Consider the following 19,503-nt stretch of genomic DNA (forward strand, 5'->3'; position numbering starts at 1 on the left):
CCCCCTAATCGACGCCACTTTTTTAGTGTCAATAACTCCCGAAATATTGTCAATAACCAATGCATTTCACAGCTTGAAAGCCTTGCTGTGTAAGCAATCGACACCAGTCAACCAAGTTATGCGGTTTTCAAGGTTCGGGCGAGTGGTGTCGATGAACGACATACGCTGCTTCCAAACTAAAACTTTTACGCCTTTTTTGTCAAATCTATTACACGATTGTTACAAAAAACTAGGGAATTTGGGCGATCGCATTTCTAAACCCAGAATTGACCTGACAATTCAGCGGCATCTGGAAAACCTCTCTCTAAATCTCTCTCCTAAAAGGAGAGAGACTTTGAATTTCCCCCTTCCCGCATCGGGAAGGGGGTTAGGGGGTTAGGTTTTTCGTGGACTTCTCCACATAACGTGAAAAGTCAGCAGAATTGACTTATACTGCCATTACGCAATCGGAATTGAAGAAGTATGCAGAAGTCAGAATTATTCTTCAATTTTGACAAAAGAATGATGAGAATTTTCTCATAGAAGTTTCATAAAAGACTCATGTAAGCTTGGGAAGCTTTTAATTAGTTCGGCATCCATTCACTGAATAACTTAGGGACATTTAACCATGAGACTGATGGTATATTCCCACGATGGCTTCGGTCTCGGTAATATTCGCAGAATGCTGGCAATATGCACCCACTTACTTGATTCGATTCCAGAACTTTCTATTCTGGTGATTTCTGGTTCGCCGATGCTGCACAGCTTTCGTCTCCCCAAAAGACTCGATTATATTAAACTACCCTGCTTAAATCGGGGAACATCTGGTGAAATGTCTGTCAAGTATCTAGGGACAGAAATCGAAGAAACAGTGAAGTTGCGCTCAGAGTTAATTTTATCTGCGATCGCTAATTTTAAACCTGATATATTTCTAGTAGACAAAAAGCCTTATGGTATCCGTAATGAATTAAAAGCGGCTATCGAATATCTAAAAACAAAGTTGACAGAAACTTCCCTAATTCTCCTGCTGCGCGACATTTTGGATCATCGAGATGTGACGATTCCAGAATGGCAAAAGCACGGTAACAACGAAGCAATACATAGATTTTACGATCGCGTGCTTGTCGTTGGCACTCCCGAAATTTTCGACATTCGCCAAGAATATCAACTACCGCCAATGGTTGCCGAGAAGGTACAGTTTTGTGGTTACATCCGCACAGAATTGGGGCGTAAAAGTCCAAATCTCATCCGCAGCGAGTTGCGATTAAGTCCAGAAGAACAATTTATTTTAGTTACGCCGGGTGGTGGCGAAGATGGTTACAGGTTAATTGACACATATTTATCGAGTTTGGTATTGTTGCCAGATTCCTATAAATTCCGAAGTTTAATTATATGTGGCCCAGAAATGCCCTTAGAACACCAAGCCTCACTGCAACGGAAAGCAGCAGCATATCCCCAAGTGCAAATAGGCGAATTTACCGATGATTTGATGAGTTACATCGCCACCGCAGATGCCGTAGTAGCAATGGGAGGCTACAACACAACTTGCGAGATTCTCTCAGCGGGTAAGCCAGCTGTAGTAGTACCCAGAATTAAACCATCACGAGAACAGTGCATCCGTGCAGAACACTTGTCCAAGTTGGGGATTTTGGCAGCGATTCATCCAAATGATCTGACTCCAGATATATTACTGCGATCGCTGTTACAACAACTCCAAACTCCGCAGATTTCCTTTTCCACAATTAATATGGATGGATTGCCCAAAATTAGCCAATACATTTCTGCCTTACTCGCAAAAAAAAAGAGCGTGAGTTCATTTTGTTACAAATCCCCGGAACAATTACCAGAATTAATGATGATTGCCAAAATTGTTTAATTAAAAAGTAGACAAGTCCTAAGTCACTTTTTCTTTTGGTTTTATAACTTTTGCTTTGTTTGTTTTAAGCAAACTCATAACAATAGATGGAGTACTCAAAGGAATTACCAACAACTCTTTGACAATTCAAAATCAAAAATGTAAAATCCAAAATTGTTGAAAGAGGTAAAAGTATCATGAAACGTATTATGTTCTATTGCCAACATATTTTAGGTATGGGGCATCTAGTTCGCAGCCGAGAAATTGTGCGCGGTTTAACCCAAGACTTCCAAATTTGTTTTATTAATGGCGGTGAAATAATTCAAGGATTTGAAATTCCTGCTGGTGTCGAAGTCATCAACTTACCTGCAATTAAAACTGACGCAGAATTTACAGAACTGCAAGTAGTAGATGATGCCTTGAATCTCGCGGAAGTGAAGGAAATCAGAAAAAATCGACTTCTAGAAATATTTGACCAATTCCAGCCTGATATTTTAATAGTTGAGTTATTTCCCTTTGGGAGAAGACGCTTTTCTTTTGAATTAATTCCCTTATTAGAAAGAGCAAAATCAAATGGAAGCTCAACGAAAGTCGTTTCTAGTTTGCGAGATATTGTAGTTGCTAAACCAGAGAAAAAAGCAAAACACGAAGAGAAAGTATGTAAATTAATCAACAAATATTTTGATACGTTGCTGGTTCACGGTGACCCAGAATTAGTACCACTAGAAGAAACTTTTTCTAGAGTCCATGACCTCAAATGTCAAGTATATTACACTGGATATGTTGTACAAGAACCACCGACAAATCCTGCGCTTACTGATGAAGATCGAGAAATTATTAAATCAGAAAAACCCCTGATTTTAGTTAGCGTAGGCGGTGGGAGATTTGGTCATGAATTGCTTGAATGTGTAGTGAACACAGCCCCTTTCTTAGAGAAATCATTACCGCACAATATTCAGGTTTTTACCGGGCCATTTATCCCCGATTCCAAATTTAAGGAACTGCAAGCAATGGCAAAATTTAGTAAGAATATCCACATTCGACGCTATACTCCTTACTTGCTAAATTACATGAAAAAAGCAGACCTCTCGATAAATATGTCTGGCTATAACACCACAATGAATGTTCTAACTACAGGTGTACGAGCTATGATTCTTCCCTTTACAGGCAACCAGGATCGAGAACAAACTATTAGAGCCGAAAAGTTAAGCAATTTAGGAATCGTCAAGTTTATCAATCCTAATGATTTGAAACCAGATTACTTAGCTATTAATATTATTCATTACCTGAAAGAGCAACCTAATAAAATTAGCTTTGATTCTAATGGAGTTGAAAAAACTGCAACTGTCTTAAAAGCTCTAGCATTTAAGCAAAAAGTTGCATGAGAAGGAGTCAGGAGTCAGAATTCAGGAGTCAGAATCTAATCAGTCGGGGATTCAGACCAGCGACTGATAGCGTAGCTTTAGCGAGTCCGCGAACGTCTTGAAGACCATCAAATCATAGATTTATTTGGTGGGGTATTAAACCCGGTGATTCATCCACCAGTCATACAGAATTCATTCTGAATTCTGACTCCTGACTCCTGAATTCTGTTTGATAAATTCACAGAAAAATCAAATCATGGTTAAAACAAAAATTTGTATTACTACACTCGAATATCCACCTGATATTGGCGGAGTTGGTGAATCAGTGCATCGGATTGCAAAGATGCTAAATGATAGCGGCTATGAAGTTCATATTGCCGTTTTTCGCTCTAAACAACGGCTAGTTTCTGATGGAAGTCGCAGACGAGCAAGTTGCACATCAATGCTTCAAGATGGTGTATTTGTACATCGCATTAAGTCAGCCGTTCGGACTCAAACAACAGAAATCCAAGATTTTTTTAGCGATGTTTACTTTCAACTCAAATGTCTGCATCAAAAGCATAACTTTGACTTGTTTCACGCCTTCTTTCTAAATGAAGCAGGTTATGTAACGACGCTTTTAGCCAGAGAAAATGATGTTCCGGTAATCAATAGTGTTCGTGGTAGCGACTTGCATAAACATATTTTTAATCCTAAGAATCATGCTCAGATAGCATGGATTTTAGAGAATTCTGATTGGGTGACATTTGTCAGCCGCGACTTGCTCAAAAGAGCTAGTGTTATTACTCCCAGTGTGAAGTTAAAATCATCAGCTTTCTGGAATTCCATCGCACCTATCGATTTTGAGCAATTCCCCACCCCATCTTTAGTTAAGGAATTACCAGGTATTGTTATCGGTTCATCGGGGAGATTCCGAGATAAAAAGGGGATTGAATTTCTCCTTGATACCTGTGCCGAGTTGGGTCAAGAGTTAGATTTAACACTCTTATTAATAGGTGATTTTGTTGATAAAGAACAAGAATATTGGCAGCAACAAATCCAGCCAAGTGAAATTGGTCATCGCCTCCGCATCACTGGAATTACCAGTCGCCAAGAGGCTTTGGCTTATTTACCACATTTAGATATTTTTGCGATTCCCTCGCTGAATGAGGGTTGTCCCAATGCCCTGTTGGAAGCGATGCTAGCGAGTCGAGCAATAATTGGCACTCGTGTAGATGCGATCGCAGAAATCATAGAAGATGGTGTAGACGGTTTGCTTATCAACCCCGGCAGTACCGAAGAATTAATTGCTGCAATCCGATATCTGGCAACTCAACCAGAACTACGGCAAAAGTTGGGTGCAAAAGCTAAGACAAAAGTAACTCAACAGCTTGCCCCATCAGTAGAATATCAAAACTGGATGAATGTTTACGAACGAGTCTTAAGAATCTCTGATGCAGCTTTGTTAGGCGAAATATCTTTCGTGTAGTCCCTTCCTAACAATGACCTGCACCTTTGTTGCATCCACTTACCCCCCTTAATCCCCCCTTGCAAAGGCTACGGTGTACACACAAGTCGAATTACCCCCCTTAATCCCCCCTTGCCAAGGGGGGAAACAAGAAAATCTAGTCCCCTCCCCTTTGCAAGGGGAGGGTTAGGGTGGGGTAAAATCCGCATTCATCAACTACTTGAGACTTGTGTATATACCGTAGCCTTGTAAAGGGGGGAAACCGGAAAATCTTGTTCCCTCCCCTTTGCAAGGGGAGGGTTAGGGTGGGGTAAACGGCGTACAGTACGCAGAAACTCTAGATTTTAACCATGAATAAACCACAAATCACTATAATTGTTTCCCAGCGTGAGCGATTCAGTTACACCCGCGAATCACTAGAAAGCATTTACGAACACACTCAACTACCTTTCTCTCTAGTTTATATAGATGGCAATTCACCTCGGCATATCCAGCGCTACCTCCAAGAACAAGCCCTAGAAAAAGGATTCCAATTAATCCGCACAGAACACTACCTTTCACCCAACCAAGCCCGCAACTTGGGTTTACAACAAGTTAATAGCGAGTATTTAGTATTTGTTGACAACGATGTAATTGTCAGTCCAGGCTGGCTCAACTCCTTACTCGAATGCGCCAAAGATACGAAAGCGACTGTAGTCTGTCCGCTAACTTGCATTGGTCAGCCTTTGGGGGAAACAGTACATTTGGCAGGTGGTGAAGCTCATATTGTTCTGGAGATACAGGAGACTGGAGTCAAGCGACGGGTGCATGAAAAACATTACTTTGTAAATCGGAAAGTTGCTGAGGTGCAGGATCAACTTCATCGTACACAATGTGAGTTTGCCGAGTTTCACTGTATGTTAGTTCGCACTGAGATTTTTGGGCAAATAGGGTTGTTAGATGAGGGATTCCTGAGTACGCGAGAACACATTGATTTTTGTCTAAAAGTAGCTGAGGCAAGAGGTACATTTTACTGTGAACCGGCTTCGGTAGTTACTTATGTACCAGGACTAAAGTTTGAATTGTCAGAACTAGCATTCTTTATGTTGCGCTGGAGTAATGCTTGGGAAATTGCCAGTTTAGAACACTTTTCTGCAAAGTGGAATTTGACAATGAATGACAAGTATTTCAAGAAGCGCTATAAGCGGATGGGGCATCGTCGCCATCAGGGATTTTTGAAGCCGTTGCTAAGTCGTCTCACCTTTGGGCAAAATCCCCTGTGGCTGGAGAAAATAGCGATCGCTCTTGAAAGAAAATTAAATCACTACATTAGCGATCGCTATACTCAAAGTCAACAGAAGAGGATAAGAAGTATTCATGCTGAACAATCCCCTCATCCCCCCATCTCCTTGTATCCTTATCTTTTGCATCAATCCCTAAAGGGAGACAAGTAATAATGGCGGCTAGAGATCCTAAAAGTCTAAGGGCTGCGTTACCAGGAATTGTAAGGATTTTGCAGCGGTTTTCGCCCCAGTTGAGCAAACAAAAGGCGCTGCTAATCGTGTCTTTTGTGGCACTGATGGCTGAGATTTTCTTGCACCTGCTGGAACCCTGGCCGCTAAAGTTCATTTTTGACTACATACTTGTAGCTGGCTTTCAGCCTCAGTCTTTGGGTATTCCTCTACTTTCAGGACTTAGCTCGTTTGCCCTATTAACAGGCTTGACGTTAGGGTTAGTTGCGATCGCTTTACTTCGGGCTACTGCTGCTTACTTTAGTGTGGTGGGCATGGCACTGGCTGCTAGTAATGTGTTAACTGAGATTCGTTCTGACCTTTACAGTCATCTCCAAAATCTATCTTTATCATTTCACCACAAAGCCAAAACCGGCGATTTAATTACCCGCGTTACCTCTGATATTGAACGACTGCGGGAGGTGACGGTGATGGCAGTATTACCCCTAATTGCCCATTCCCTCACCTTAGTGGGGATGATTTGTGTCATGTTCTGGCTGCATTGGGAACTAGCGCTGATTGCCGTCGCCGTGTTTCCCTTATTTATTTTCTTCACCACGCGCTTGACAAAACGCATTCGGCAAGTAGTGCGATCGCAACGTCAACGGGAAGGGGCAATGGCGGCAACGGCGGCGGAATCCATCGGAGCAATCAAAGTTGTTCAAGCCCTTTCTCTGCAAAATATGCTGGAGAGTACTTTTTCCGGTCATAATCGCCAAAGCTTAAAAGAAAGTGCCAAGGCGCAAAAACTGGCAGCCGGTTTAGAACGCATGGTGGAACTGCTAGTAGGCATTGCCACTGCTTTAGTTTTATGGCGGGGTGTGCAGCTAGTCTTGGCAAAGGCAATCACACCAGGGGATTTGCTGGTATTTGTCAACTATCTCAGGATTGCTTTTAAGCCGATGCGGCAACTTGCCAAATACACCGGGCAAATTGCTAAAGCTACCGCTTCCGGCGAGCGTATTTTAGATGTACTGGACACCGTACCCGAAATCCGCGATTCGCGGGGAGCAATGGATGCACCGCCTTTGTTGGGAGGTGTGCGTTTTGAAAATGTCACCTTTGCCTACGAACCGACCAAGAGAATTTTACACAACATCAACTTTGAGGTGCAACCTGGTCAACGCGTCGCCTTAGTGGGGCCATCCGGTGGCGGAAAATCCACCTTAGTAAGTTTGCTGTTGCGACTTTATGACCCATTAGAAGGGCGAATATTAGTTGATGGTCATGACCTGCGCGAATACAAGGTGCAATCTATCCGCCAACAAATTAGTGTGGTGTTACAAGAGAGCGTTTTATTTGCTGCAAGTGTCAAAGATAATATTGCTTATGGCTTTTTAGGGGCTTCAGACCAAGCAATTGAACAAGCTGCGCGTCTGGCAAATGCCCACGATTTTATTATGGCGCTACCCGAAGGCTACGAGACTATTTTGGGTGAAAGAGGGGCGACACTTTCGGGAGGACAACGGCAGAGAATTTCTATCGCTCGTGCTGCCATTCGTCAAGCTGCGATTGTAATTTTGGATGAGCCGACCACTGGCTTAGACAACGAAAATGAACACGCTGTTAATGAAGCACTCGATCGCTTGACTCAAAAATGCACTACCTTCGTAGTTTCTCATAATCTTAGAGCCGTTGAACAAGCCGATTTAATTCTCTATATCGAAAACGGACAGATTTTAGAGCAAGGTACGCATAAAGAATTGCTGCGCTTAGGTGGACATTACAGCGCAATGTATGCATTGAAATCAGCGGTAAATTCTCAGGAGGATGATGTGTATGCAGTTGAAAAATGATCGGGGACTGGGAACTGGGGAAGAAGCAAGGGAGCAGGGAGCAGGGAGCAAGGGAGAAAAGTTTCCCCCTCTGCCCCCTGCTCCCCGCCCCTCTGCCTCTTTTCAATGCCCCATGCCCCATGCCCAATGCCCAATCCCCATAACCCGCGTAATTTTAGTGCGTCACGGTCAGAGTACTTACAATGCCCAAAAGCGTTATCAAGGAAGTTGCGATGATGCAGTGTTGACTGAGAAGGGACGCAGCGATGCTTACCAAACTGGTATTGCTCTAAGAGGAACGGAATTAGATGCAATTTATACAAGTCCTCTCCGGCGAGTCCAGGAAACTACAGTTGAGATTCTTGAGGGGATGGAAATAGAAGAGAAAAAGAGAATCTTCACATCTTCCCATCTCAAAGAAATCGATATCCCCAAATGGCAAGGGTTGACATACAAATACGTACAAGAACACTTTGCGGCAGATTATCGCTGCTGGAACGAGCGACCCCATGAGTTTCAGATGGCAGAACCGCAGCCAGAAAGGGAGTTAAGAAGAGGTGGCGTAGCAGTTGCAACATCTGTGGGGCAATGCTTCCCCGTACTAGATTTGTACGATCGCGCCCGTCAATTTTGGCAAGAAATTTTACCGCGCCATGTTGGCAAGACTATTCTAATTGTCAGCCACAGTGGCACAATTCGGGCATTAATTAGTACTGCGATCGCGATGAAATGCCAGCAATACAATGTCCTCCAGCAATCAAACTGCGGTATTAGCATCCTGAATTTTCCTACACCCGGTGAACAGCAAGGGCAACTGGAGGCAATGAATATTACCACCCATCTCAGTGAAGTCATCCCCAAGCTGAAAAACGGCAAACAAGGTCTGCGTCTACTTGTAGTCCCAGCCACAGGTACAGCGCCACATTTAATTCATCAACTAGCTGAACACCTTCAGACAGTACCAATAGATTTTAGTCTCAGCAGTGATTTGGATAGTTCCCAACAAAACGCCGAGCAACTGCTGAAATATCATCCAACAGCCGTGCAACTTCAAGTACTGCGCCAAGATTTTCCCGCCATCTGGCAGCAAAACCTGTTATCTAAACGTGCCGTAGTGCAATCAAATGAAATAGATTTAAGCCGTCCCACAACCGGATTAGTAGTTGCTTCTCCCTCCATCATCAAAAATATGCTGACTCACGTCTTGGACACTTCACCACAGTGTTTGCAATTAGTACCCGACACTCTTAGCGTTATTTACTATCCTCTAAAAAGCCCTTTCCCTGTGTTGCAAGCTATGAATATTACCAATCAGTCAATTTAGTATCATCCCAGACTTCCAATTCCAAATCGTGAAGATAGGTTAACCCACTCTCAATTTGTGCATCTGTTCCTTTTAATTCAAGGTCAAACCAACCATCACCGACAGCATTGGCTCCCAAAATCGCTGCCGTGATATTCACAGTCAGTCCATAGTCAGACACCAGGCGAGAAATAACAGGTTCCTGGTGATAATCCTTAGGAATTCTTAGTCGAATCCGTTTATTGGTAAGTGTATTGTCAGTAGCCATATCTGAGTTATTCTAATCCCTGATCGGGATTGGTACAGAACTACCCTTAACCCTAATGGTAATTTCCTGATAGGTACTAGGTAGATTGCACCATATCCCATGATTTGTTTGTATCCTATTCAAAGGATAACTATAATTCCTTGATTTTTCTATTCAACATCTTTTATGCGGGTTTTCCGTTCCAGAATCTCTTTCAGCACTAGGGTTACGACTGCTAGCAAAGCTAACAGTACAGCCGCCGAGAAAGCAGCTTCAGTTTCATATTGTTTGTAAGCATCTTCTACAAATAGTGGTAAAGTCTGGGTTTGGTCAGCAATGTTGCCAGATACCACTGAAACTGCCCCGAATTCACCCATTGCTCTGGCATTGGTCAAAATTAAACCGTAGAGCAAGCCCCAGCGAATACTAGGCAGGGTAACACGCAAAAATATTTGCCAATCTTTTGCACCTAAAGTTCTAGCAGCTTCTTCTTGATCCTTACCAAATTCTTCTAAAACAGGAATTACTTCCCGCGCCACAAAGGGCATACTCACAAACGCTGTAGCCAACAACATACCTGGAAAGGCAAAGATAATCCTGATATCATTGGCTTGCAGCCAAGGCCCAAACCACCCTTGTCGTCCATAAAGTAGTACAATCATCAATCCTGCGACTACGGGTGAAATCGAAAAGGGCAGGTCAATAATGCTCAAAATTATGGCGCGTCCTGGGAATTTATGACGAGCGATCGCCCAAGCTGCACATAGCCCAAATACTGTATTTAAAGGCAGGGAAATCGCAGCCAGTAAAAATGTCAGCCAAACTGCATTGAGAAAATCTGCTCGTGTCAGGTTGGATAGAAATGGCCCAACTCCTTTGCTGAAGGCCTGGAAAAAAACGTTGATTGCAGGGATATATTGAACTAGGGCTAAATAGGCGATCGCTATCCCAATTAAAAGTGTTGGCACCCAACTCTTCTGCTCTTGTGGCTTGACTGTATCTGTATCAGATGCAGATGAGTGAAAACTTGGCTTATCTACTGTCATATCGCCTTGCCCATGCTTGTAAGAAATTAATTGCCAATAGCAGTACCAACGAAATTGATAGTAAAACTATGCCAATTACTGTTGCACCAGAATAGTCATACTGCTCTAACCGTTGGAAAATCAGTACAGGTGCGATTAAATCTTGGAATGGCGTATTGGAAGAGATAATCACAGTCGAACCATACTCCCCAACGGCACGAGAGAAACCCAAGGCAACACCAGTTAAAATTGTCGGAAATAAAGGTGGCAAAATCACTTTCCAAAAGGTCTGCCATTGAGAAGCACCTAAACACCAGGCGGCTTCTTCAATTTCATGTTCCATTTCCTGAAGTACGGGTTGCACAGTTCTCACAATAAAAGGTAGTGAGATAAATATCATTGCCACTGCTACTCCCGTCCGGCTGAAAGATATCTGCTGAATTCCTAAAGGTGCTAGTAGTGAACCTATCCAGCCGTTATTACTGTAAACTGTTGCCAGTGTTAACCCTGCTACCGATGTTGGTAGTGCAAATGGTAAATCGACTGTGGCATCGATCACGCGTTTGAAGGGAAAGTCGTAACGAACCAGAACCCAAGCAATCAGAGTTCCAAAAATGCCATTCAGGAAGGCAGCAAATATTGCTGTAACAAAAGTGACATTATAGGTAGATAGTGCGATATCACTGGTTGCGATCGCCCAAAATCTAGATGGAGGTTCTGTACCTGCTTTCAAGAACATGGCAATTATGGGGATAAACAACATCACCGTCAAGTATCCAATGGTGATTCGCCAAGTCCAAGGAACCCGCGCCAATTTCTTCCAAAACGGTTTTTTGGGTTCAACTTCCAAAGAAGGAGATACAGTCGTCACTTCGCTTTGCTCCGAATTCAAAATTCAAAATTCAAAATTCAAAATTAGCAGTACTCATAAATAAATTTACTTGCTCTGTATTATGAGTCTGGTTAGGTCAGTATTCGTAATTGTTAATTCGTAATTCCTATAGTCTTTATGCACACTCTACGAATTACATAGCTTACTTCTAACCATTCGTGTAGCGTCTCCTAAAGAGCGCCATTAAGAATTACGAATTACGAATTACGAATTATTTTAGTTACCTTTTCTTTTGGGCTTGAATCTTGTCAAATACACCCCCATCAGCAAAGAACTTCTGATCAATTGCTTCCCAACCGCCCAAGTCTGCAACGGTACCCAAAGTTTTCACCTTGGGAAATTTATCTGTAGCTTCTTTACTTTGAGCCACTTCTTCATTAGCGGGACGGAATCCTAATCTGACAAACTCTTGCTGTGCTTCTGGAGTGTAAAGGAATTTGACAAAACCTTCAGCGACTTCACGGTTGCCATGCTTGTCAACGTTTGTATCTACCACAGCGATCGGATTGTCAATGGATATATTCACGTCGGGAACGACATAATCAACCTTTTCGCCATTTTGCAGTGCCAAAAGAACTTCGTTTTCGTAGTTGATTAAGACATCTCCCTGTCCTTGCTTGGCGAATGTATCAGTAGCTTCCCGTGCATCTTTAGGCAAGATTGGTACATTTTGGTAAACTCTAGTCACAAATTCAGTAGCTTTAGCCTCATCGCCACCTGTTTTAATCACAGAATCCCATAGTGCTAAGAAATTCCACCTAGCAACGCCTGACGTTTTGGGATTAGCAGTAATCAATCTCACACCATCTTTGGCTAAATCTGGCCAGTTCTTGATGCCTTTAGGATTGCCTGAACGAGTCACTAGTGCTGCAACTGATTTGGAGACAATGCCATTGTTGGGAACTTCTTTCTCCCATCCTGGCTGAATCAATCCAGCCTTCTCAATCTTTTGGGTGTCTCCAGCTAGTGCTAGGTGGACAACATCTGCTTCCAAGCCATCGATAACGGCGCGAGTTTGAGTACCAGAACCGGCATAGCTTTGTTTGAAGGTGACAGTTTGGTTATGATCTTTCTTCCACTGTTCTACAAACTTAGGAATAATCGCTTCGTGAGCCGCTTTGGTGACAGCAAAAGAAACTAGGGTTACTTCAACATTTGGCTTACTTGCAGCCACAGGACTAGCAGCGGGGGCTTCTGTAGAAGAATTATTCCCAGTCTCACCAGAGCAGGCGGCAAGTGCCACACTCAATAAAGTACCTACCAAAAAGAGTGATACAAAGCCTTTGAGCGAATTTAGTCTGAACCTATAGGTTATATGTTCAGCGATCGCTTCTAATCTTTTCAGTTGGCGTTGCCACAAACTCATTCCATTTCCTCCACTAAATCTACAAATAATCGATGGGAATACAGTTATATACTGTTTATAATACTGGATGATTTCATGTATCCAGTCGCAAATATCAAAAAACCTCAGATTCTTTATCAAGAATATGGTGATTCTACCAGTTATGTGAGGAATTACAAATGCTTTTATTTTCAACTATCAAATTGTCATCACAATCAGCTACCTGGTATATCAAGCAACTTGCTAGGGAATAGCTAATTTTTGAGGATAGTTTGTTTGTTGTAGTGTAGGTGTAGCCCTTCATAGACATCGGTTTCGCTTAACGCAGTGCAACAAAATCAAGTAACGTCTTTAGTGCAAGGACGATTACTGTAGTGAGAAATATACGCCGCAACCAAATGTTGCTGAGTCTGAGAGCAACTCGCGATCCGACGATTCCACCAACGAACATAGTAATACTCAGAATAATACCTAGTTTGTAATCAACTATTCCCTGTGTAAAGAAAATAATCGTGGCAATCAGCGAAGAAAAGATGTTGATAAACTTTGTGTTTGCTACTGCTTGCACAAATGTCATCTGAAATAGACTGACATAAGCTGCTGTGAGCATGGTGACATAGCCACCACTAAAGAAACCACCATAAACACCAAGCACAAAAGTAGCCACATATCCACCAACTTCTGCTATTTTTGATGGTTTCCCTATTCTTGAAACAATTCCAGCATTCCGATTAGTGATTGAAAACACGGCAACCACAATCATCAAAACTGAGATAATCAGAGGCATCGATTTTGAAGGTACAACTAAAACAAATAATGCACCGATAATTGAGCCTAAAAGTGTTAGAGAAATCATTATTGGCAAGCGACTATGGTCAATTGCTTTTTTCCCAATAAAAGGCAATGTACCGCCAACACTCATAAAAGTTAATGCCAACATATTAGTGGCAAGAGCAATACGCGGTTCAATACTCAATTGCAACATTATGGGGACAGTAATTAAAGAAGTGCTTCCTGTAATGACACTTATTACACTTGTTATAAAGAAAATTGTAATGAGGAAGAGTAATTGAAGAGTGGTCATTATAAATTATATTCTTATGTTGTTAGCAATACATCTTTGTAGTGATGATTGCAGTAGACAAAAGATATCTAACACTCTTGTTATATAAAGAGTTACAGAATTATTTAATTATATTAATATAGATAAGATTCAGTGTAAAGTATAAATTTTATACCAAAAAAAGTGGTATTTTATATATAAATTGGTAACAACTAAGTTGGGGAAAGTTGTATAAGTCAAGACAGTTCAGGTAAAACTAAAATACTTGTAGAGACGGCGATTTATAGCGGTTCTCGCGTGGATGCAATACACTCTGACCTCTCTCCTTTTAGGAGAGAGGCTTTGAATCTTGCTCCCCTTCCCTTGTAGGGAAGGGGCTGGGGGTTAGGTTTGTATTGGACTCAACCGAGAAGCGATTTATCGCGTCTCAAAAACCCATGATTTTGTACAAGTAGCGCTTAACCCAAGCGTATTGTTGTATAAGTTGGGAAATTACAACAGTGAACCACATCTGTTGTAGAGAAAATTGTTTATGAGTGTCAACTGAAAGTAAAAAATTTCATCATTTCATCTATTCAAAGACATCACGGACACGATTTTCTCCGCTTCATCTACCGTGATTTTCGCCAGCCCAAATTGTTCAATTACCGCTGCATTCGTCGTTAAATGCCTACTCACTTCAGCCACTCGATACTGACTTTCCTGTGATGCTAAAGCAGCTGGTAATAATAACTGATCTGCTAAATGCTCATCTACTGCTGCGCCGGTGTGATGAAACTCAAGCAGCTGCTGACAAGCAATCTCTGCAACTGTTTCTGCCGACAACCGTAATCGCCCAAATCCACCAAAGCCAGTCAAGCTGTTCTGATATTCAGCAGTTAGGAAAATACCTGCCCCTGGTGCCACACCTCTTTCTCGCAAAGTCTGTACAGCAACTTTCAAATTGGCTTCCCGTAACAAATTTTCGGCACGATTTGCCATCCGTTGGGGAATATGGGAAGGCAATTCTGTCACCACTGCTAGTCCTCGCACCCGTTGTAACTCTCCCCGTTCCAACAAGTTGATCCCACCGAGTTTACCACCACCATCTACCTGCAACTGTACCTCACCCCCACCTTGGGGATACCAACCCCAAGCGCCTAGCTTGACTTGGGCTTCTACTCCCATGCGTTGCAGTATGGGCAGATAAACTTGCTCAATGTACGTCACTGTGGGACTAAAGTTAACGTGAGTTCCACCCTTGAGTGTTACCTGAGAATTACCAGATGCTAGTGCCAAAGGTAAAAGAATTGTCTGTAAAACTAGAGCGATCGCACCCGCAGAACCACCTTGTTGTGCTTTACTAACATCAAAGGTATAAATTCCAGCTTGCACAGCACTACCTGGGATGAATTCTAGCAGCATTGAACCCAAAGCATCACCCCGTAGTTGGGCATTACAAATTCTACCCGCAGCCCGAACGGCTGTTAAGTGTTGTGCTGCTAATCCTGGCTTTTTGCGTCCAGCGCGAATGCCTGTAATTCGTATGGGTTCGCCAGTGATGGCGGCTAGACTTAAGGAAGTGCGGAGAACTTGTCCGCCTCCCTCTCCGTAGGAACCGTCAATTTCAATCATGGGCGATTTTGGGATGTTGGATTTTGGGTTCTCTGAAAAGAATTCAGGAGTCAGGAGTCAGAATGGGCTAAACGCCCCGCTACCGCTAACAGAATTGAATTGGAATCCGACTGAGGAATGAATACATGGTAAAACATCACAATCTGATCTTTCTGGCGGAAGTTGTCGCTCCGACTTTCCGCGCTTAATCCGCCACTTTCTGATTCTGATTCCTGAATTCTGACTTCTGAATTCTTCTTCAAACCACGGCTCTTAAAATCAAACCACAAATTATAAACGCCCAACAACGAGCTTTTTGGAGGGAGGTTACACAAATATACAGAGAAATTTCTGATATATGTTTCTGTAGTTTCCTAATTTACGCGATGTGCAACTTAATATTTTGGCCTCACTTCTATTCCCTAGTATAAAAGGGGGTTGGGTTTGAGTAAAAGTTGCACATGGCGTTAATTTTGAACCTTGAATTGAAGAACCTTGCTTTTACCGGGGTTCATCAACCCATAAGGATCAACTATTTCTTTAAATTTTAATTGCTCAGGAGCAATTACTTTTCTGCCTCCCTCTTCAATAATACACGTGTGGGGATTGGCAATACTCACACCCTGTTCTTCGTGATAGTGGATAATTTCATTGAGGCGTTCTTCGGTAGTGTAGCGCACAAGTTGCAAAGCACCAGGAACTACAGCACCGTTTACCCGAAAAAATTCCAAATGCATCATGACTTCATCGCCGAAGTGATGATACATATGCTCTACTAGTTTTAAACTGCGTAGGCGCAGCCCGCCGGAGGCATCGCTAGGAAACATACTTTGTAAGTAGGTAATTGCAGTATCTACACTCCGAGCGTGTAAGGTAGTGTGGTTCCAAGTAAATTCTGCTAAATTTATACCTTTGCCTGCTTCTTCGGCTGGTTTTTTATATGTGATTTTGCCACCATATTGCTGCACCAAACCTGGTAAAAATTCCAAACTCGGTTCGGAAATTATCAAAAATACTGGGTGAGTCCCTTCAGGAATGTACTGTTGTAGGGCATGAAAATATTGGGGAATTTGGGATGCAAAGACAGAAATCAACTTTTTAATCATGCCATCAGCATTACCAAGAGCCTGACCAAACTTTGCTGCTGTCATAAACTCGTCAAATGTCACAATGACTTCTGCCCAAGGATAAGCTGGTGCTAAGGGGATTTCTACTTCGGTGATGATGCCGTTAATTCCCCAAGCATGATTAACCTTTTGCACATCGTCGCCGCGTAATTCGATCGCACGGGGTTCATCTTCTACAGTTATTACTCGCAATGCTAAGATATTACCGCGATCGCCTAGTAATCCATATTGGATCGAGCCAATGCCCCCACTTCCCCCAGCAATAAACCCGCCAATTGTCGCTGTGCGGTACGTGGAAGGGGCCATACGGATTTCCCAGCCGATTTCTCTGGTTTTTTTATCCAAAGTTGCCAACTTCACCCCAACTTCTACCCGCGCCACCCCCGGTTTTACCCAAGGAATCTCTTGCATCCGCGTCATGTCTAAAATTACGCCACCATGCAACGGTACACATTGCCCATAATTCCCAGTTCCCGCACCCCGCACAGTTACAGGTACACGGTGTTTCGCGCAGGCGGCTGCAACTTTTAAAACCTCTGCTTCATTGGCGGGACGCACTACGATATCCCCCACTTTTCCCTCTAGTTTCGGCACTAGCACTGGACTAAAGGTGTGGTAATCCTGGGATAATTTTGCGACTTGGGCGGAATCGGTGATGGTTTCTATCCCTTCTAGAGAATTAATCAGGGCATCCAATTTTATTGTCATAGCTTATATCCTTTTTTTACGCAGAGGAACGTCAAGGTTCGCTGAGGAGTTTATTCTCTGCGCTCCTCTGGGTTGTAAAATCTTAATTCTCATGTTTCACAGCACTATTCATGCCACTTACTTAATATAAAGTCAGATAGGGCACTAAAGTTGAAATAGGTTGAGCAGATTCCGTCAAGGCTGTTGAGTCCTAGTGTAGTGTTAGATACGATGGGGAAAAAGGTGACAATCCAGGCACAAACTACCAAGGCGGCGAAGGTGTTATTTTTTAGCCAGAGAATTATTAAGGGTGCGATCGCAAATATGGGAGTTGTTTGTAAAATGACTGCATAGGGAAATAACCGTATCCGCTCAATAAATCGGGGTAGTAGAAAAAATAACAAAGTAGAGAGATGCACATAGGGTCGTAGAATATATGACATGGCGCAAAAGCAATCTCCAGAAAAACAAGTAGAGGCATTGTTGCAAACCATCGACCCCTCAAAGTTTGCAGACGAATCCTTGCGCCAGACATTAACTGTTCTGCTAAACGTCATAGAGCAGCAACAATCAGAGATAAAAGAATTACGTGAAGAAAACCAAAAACTACGGGACGAAAACAATCGTCTGAAAGGCGAACAGGGGAAACCAGAAATCAAGAGCAATCAGTCGAAAGGGTTCAAGAGCAATCATTCATCCGAAAAAGAACGACACACTCCAAAAAAACATACGAAAAGTAGCAAAAATCAGAGCATAAAAGTAGACAGGACATGCATTCTGGATTATCCGGCGAGTGAGCTACCGCCTGATGCACAGTTCAAAGGCTATGAAGAGGTAATCATTCAAGATATTTCACTGTTAACTGATAACGTATTATTCCCGGGAAAGAAAAATATTACTCGCCTAGTGTTGGAAAAAACGTATTTAGCATCTTTGCCACCTGGTTACGATGGAGAATTTGATCTGGGAATAAAAGCTCTAGTAATTAGCTTATATTACGGCGGTAATATGACCCAAGGTAAGTTGCTAGAGTTTTTAGAGAATATTGGGATCTCAATGTCGGCTGGCTATTTATCAAATCTACTCATCAAAAACTTAGGCGATTTTGAAGCTGAATATAATCAAGTTTATACATCTGGGTTAGAAAGTAGCTCGTGGCAGCATATAGACCAAACAAGTGCCCGTGTTAAAGGAGTAAATCAGACCACGAATGTAATTTGTAACCCCTGGTACACAGTCTACTCAACTACAGCTAAGAAAGACCGACTAAGCGTAATTGGGGTCTTGCAAAATAGACAAGAGCTTGAATATGTTCTAAATGGGCTGACTTACGAGTTGCTTACAAGTTTTAATGTCCCAACTAAATGGCACAATCAAATGAAATTGTTGCCGCAAGAAACAGTTTTGACTGAATTAGAGTTTAATTCATTGCTGGATACGTATTTAAGCAAGCTAGGTTCTCAATACCGGACTCGTGTTTTGGAAGCTGCTGCAATTTCGTTCTATCATCAGCAATCTCAAATACCAGTGGTAGAATTTCTGGTCTGCGATGATGCACCCCAATTCAAATTAATTACAGATAATTTGGCTTTATGTTGGGTACATGAAGCCAGACATTATAAAAAAATTAAGTCCATTTGTTGGTTTTTGTCAACAAACATTAGACAAATTTTTAGGGGAATTTTGGGATTACTACCGAGAATTAGTCGCTTACAGAAATTCCCCCTTCCCCAAAAAACCAAACAGGAATTAAAGACTAAATTCTGTCAGCTATTCGGTACTGAAACTGGATATAAACAATTAGATGAGCGAAAAAAATTAACGGCAGCTAAAGAGTCTGAACTACTGCTGGTCTTAGAGTATCCAAACTTACCTTTACATAATAATCCGGCGGAATTAGCTGCTAGGACTATGGTGCAGCGACGAAAAATTAGTTACGCCACTCAAACGAGTGAGGGTACTAAGGCATGGGACATTTTTATGTCTCTTGTTGCCACTACTCGTAAATTGGGAATCAGCTTCTTTGAATATATACATGACCGGATTTCTCTCTCTGATAAAATCCCCGAATTGGACACTATTATTCGCTCAAAATTTTCTATTAATCCTCAACCTTTATAGTCAAGCGTTTGCATTCAAATAGAATCCCTGCGTTAGAACAATCTAGTTAACTCTCAATAAATTGGATGTTAGCAAGTCTTTTTACTTTTATTCGCTACCCCGACTTATTGAGCCGATACAAATAACCTGCGTTCAATCCATTTACTTTGGGTGAACAAAATGCGCCATAAGTAAACCAGAAATAGCCGCA

16 protein-coding genes are annotated in these 19,503 nt (G+C 42.3%); 7 read left to right on the forward strand and 9 right to left on the reverse strand.

All coding sequences use genetic code 11. From position 1 onward, the window contains the following. Positions 1 to 607 precede the first annotated feature (607 nt). From HUN01_RS32690 to HUN01_RS32715, 6 genes are all read left to right on the forward strand, one after another. Complete coding sequence (locus HUN01_RS32690; protein WP_338044517.1) at positions 608 to 1,855, forward strand: glycosyltransferase family protein; 1,248 nt, start codon at positions 608 to 610, stop codon at positions 1,853 to 1,855. 176 nt (positions 1,856 to 2,031) lie between these two features. After that, positions 2,032 to 3,219: a glycosyltransferase family protein gene (locus HUN01_RS32695; RefSeq protein WP_181929647.1), complete on the forward strand. Its 1,188-nt coding sequence runs from the start codon at positions 2,032 to 2,034 to the stop codon at positions 3,217 to 3,219. A 235-nt stretch (positions 3,220 to 3,454) separates the two neighbouring features. Then, entirely contained in the window at positions 3,455 to 4,666 is a 1,212-nt protein-coding gene (locus tag HUN01_RS32700) for a glycosyltransferase (RefSeq protein ID WP_181929648.1), read from the forward strand. Between the two features lie 329 nt (positions 4,667 to 4,995). After that, a complete protein-coding gene (locus HUN01_RS32705; protein WP_181929649.1) occupies positions 4,996 to 6,078 on the forward strand; it encodes a glycosyltransferase family 2 protein in 1,083 nt (360 codons plus the stop codon). Between the two features lie 2 nt (positions 6,079 to 6,080). Then, on the forward strand, positions 6,081 to 7,931 hold the full coding sequence (locus tag HUN01_RS32710) for an ABC transporter ATP-binding protein (RefSeq protein WP_181929650.1): 1,851 nt from the start codon (positions 6,081 to 6,083) through the stop codon (positions 7,929 to 7,931). Then, complete coding sequence (locus tag HUN01_RS32715; protein WP_238845851.1) at positions 7,915 to 9,234, forward strand: histidine phosphatase family protein; 1,320 nt, start codon at positions 7,915 to 7,917, stop codon at positions 9,232 to 9,234. Before HUN01_RS32710 ends, HUN01_RS32715 begins: the two co-directional genes overlap by 17 nt. On the opposite strand, the gene HUN01_RS32720 is transcribed toward HUN01_RS32715, so the two are convergent. The 9 genes from HUN01_RS32720 to HUN01_RS35815 all read right to left on the reverse strand — a co-directional run bounded on the left by HUN01_RS32720 (position 9,215) and on the right by HUN01_RS35815 (position 17,635). Continuing rightward, complete coding sequence (locus tag HUN01_RS32720) at positions 9,215 to 9,481, reverse strand: NIL domain-containing protein (RefSeq protein ID WP_181929651.1); 267 nt, start codon at positions 9,479 to 9,481, stop codon at positions 9,215 to 9,217. The two genes, HUN01_RS32715 and HUN01_RS32720, sit on opposite strands and share 20 nt — an antisense overlap. Before the next feature lie 149 nt (positions 9,482 to 9,630). After that, entirely contained in the window at positions 9,631 to 10,506 is an 876-nt protein-coding gene (gene cysW / locus HUN01_RS32725; RefSeq protein ID WP_181929652.1) for a sulfate ABC transporter permease subunit CysW, read from the reverse strand. Continuing rightward, positions 10,493 to 11,356, reverse strand: coding sequence for a sulfate ABC transporter permease subunit CysT (gene cysT, locus HUN01_RS32730; protein WP_181929653.1), 864 nt, complete (start codon positions 11,354 to 11,356; stop codon positions 10,493 to 10,495). Before cysT ends, cysW begins: the two co-directional genes overlap by 14 nt. 241 nt (positions 11,357 to 11,597) lie before the next feature. Next, positions 11,598 to 12,743: a sulfate ABC transporter substrate-binding protein gene (locus HUN01_RS32735; RefSeq protein ID WP_181929654.1), complete on the reverse strand. Its 1,146-nt coding sequence runs from the start codon at positions 12,741 to 12,743 to the stop codon at positions 11,598 to 11,600. A gap of 298 nt (positions 12,744 to 13,041) precedes the next feature. Then, entirely contained in the window at positions 13,042 to 13,806 is a 765-nt protein-coding gene (locus HUN01_RS32740) for a sulfite exporter TauE/SafE family protein (RefSeq protein WP_181929655.1), read from the reverse strand. A 546-nt stretch (positions 13,807 to 14,352) separates the two neighbouring features. Continuing rightward, positions 14,353 to 15,399, reverse strand: coding sequence for an RNA 3'-terminal phosphate cyclase (gene rtcA / locus HUN01_RS32745; protein WP_181929656.1), 1,047 nt, complete (start codon positions 15,397 to 15,399; stop codon positions 14,353 to 14,355). Between the two features lie 50 nt (positions 15,400 to 15,449). Continuing rightward, positions 15,450 to 15,641 carry a hypothetical protein gene (locus HUN01_RS32750; RefSeq protein ID WP_181929657.1) on the reverse strand — a complete coding sequence of 64 codons (192 nt, stop codon included), beginning with the start codon at positions 15,639 to 15,641 and terminating at the stop codon, positions 15,450 to 15,452. A gap of 204 nt (positions 15,642 to 15,845) precedes the next feature. Then, on the reverse strand, positions 15,846 to 17,213 hold the full coding sequence (locus tag HUN01_RS32755) for an FAD-binding oxidoreductase (RefSeq protein ID WP_181929658.1): 1,368 nt from the start codon (positions 17,211 to 17,213) through the stop codon (positions 15,846 to 15,848). Between the two features lie 104 nt (positions 17,214 to 17,317). After that, a complete protein-coding gene (locus HUN01_RS35815) occupies positions 17,318 to 17,635 on the reverse strand; it encodes a hypothetical protein (protein WP_238845853.1) in 318 nt (105 codons plus the stop codon). Between HUN01_RS35815 and HUN01_RS32765 the strand changes: the two genes are divergently transcribed. Then, positions 17,634 to 19,313, forward strand: coding sequence for an IS66 family transposase (locus HUN01_RS32765; RefSeq protein ID WP_181929659.1), 1,680 nt, complete (start codon positions 17,634 to 17,636; stop codon positions 19,311 to 19,313). The two genes, HUN01_RS35815 and HUN01_RS32765, sit on opposite strands and share 2 nt — an antisense overlap. The last annotated feature ends 190 nt before the right edge of the window (positions 19,314 to 19,503 follow it).

The sequence above is a fragment of the Nostoc edaphicum CCNP1411 genome (genome assembly GCF_014023275.1).
GTDB classification, from domain to species: Bacteria; Cyanobacteriota; Cyanobacteriia; order Cyanobacteriales; family Nostocaceae; genus Nostoc; species Nostoc edaphicum_A.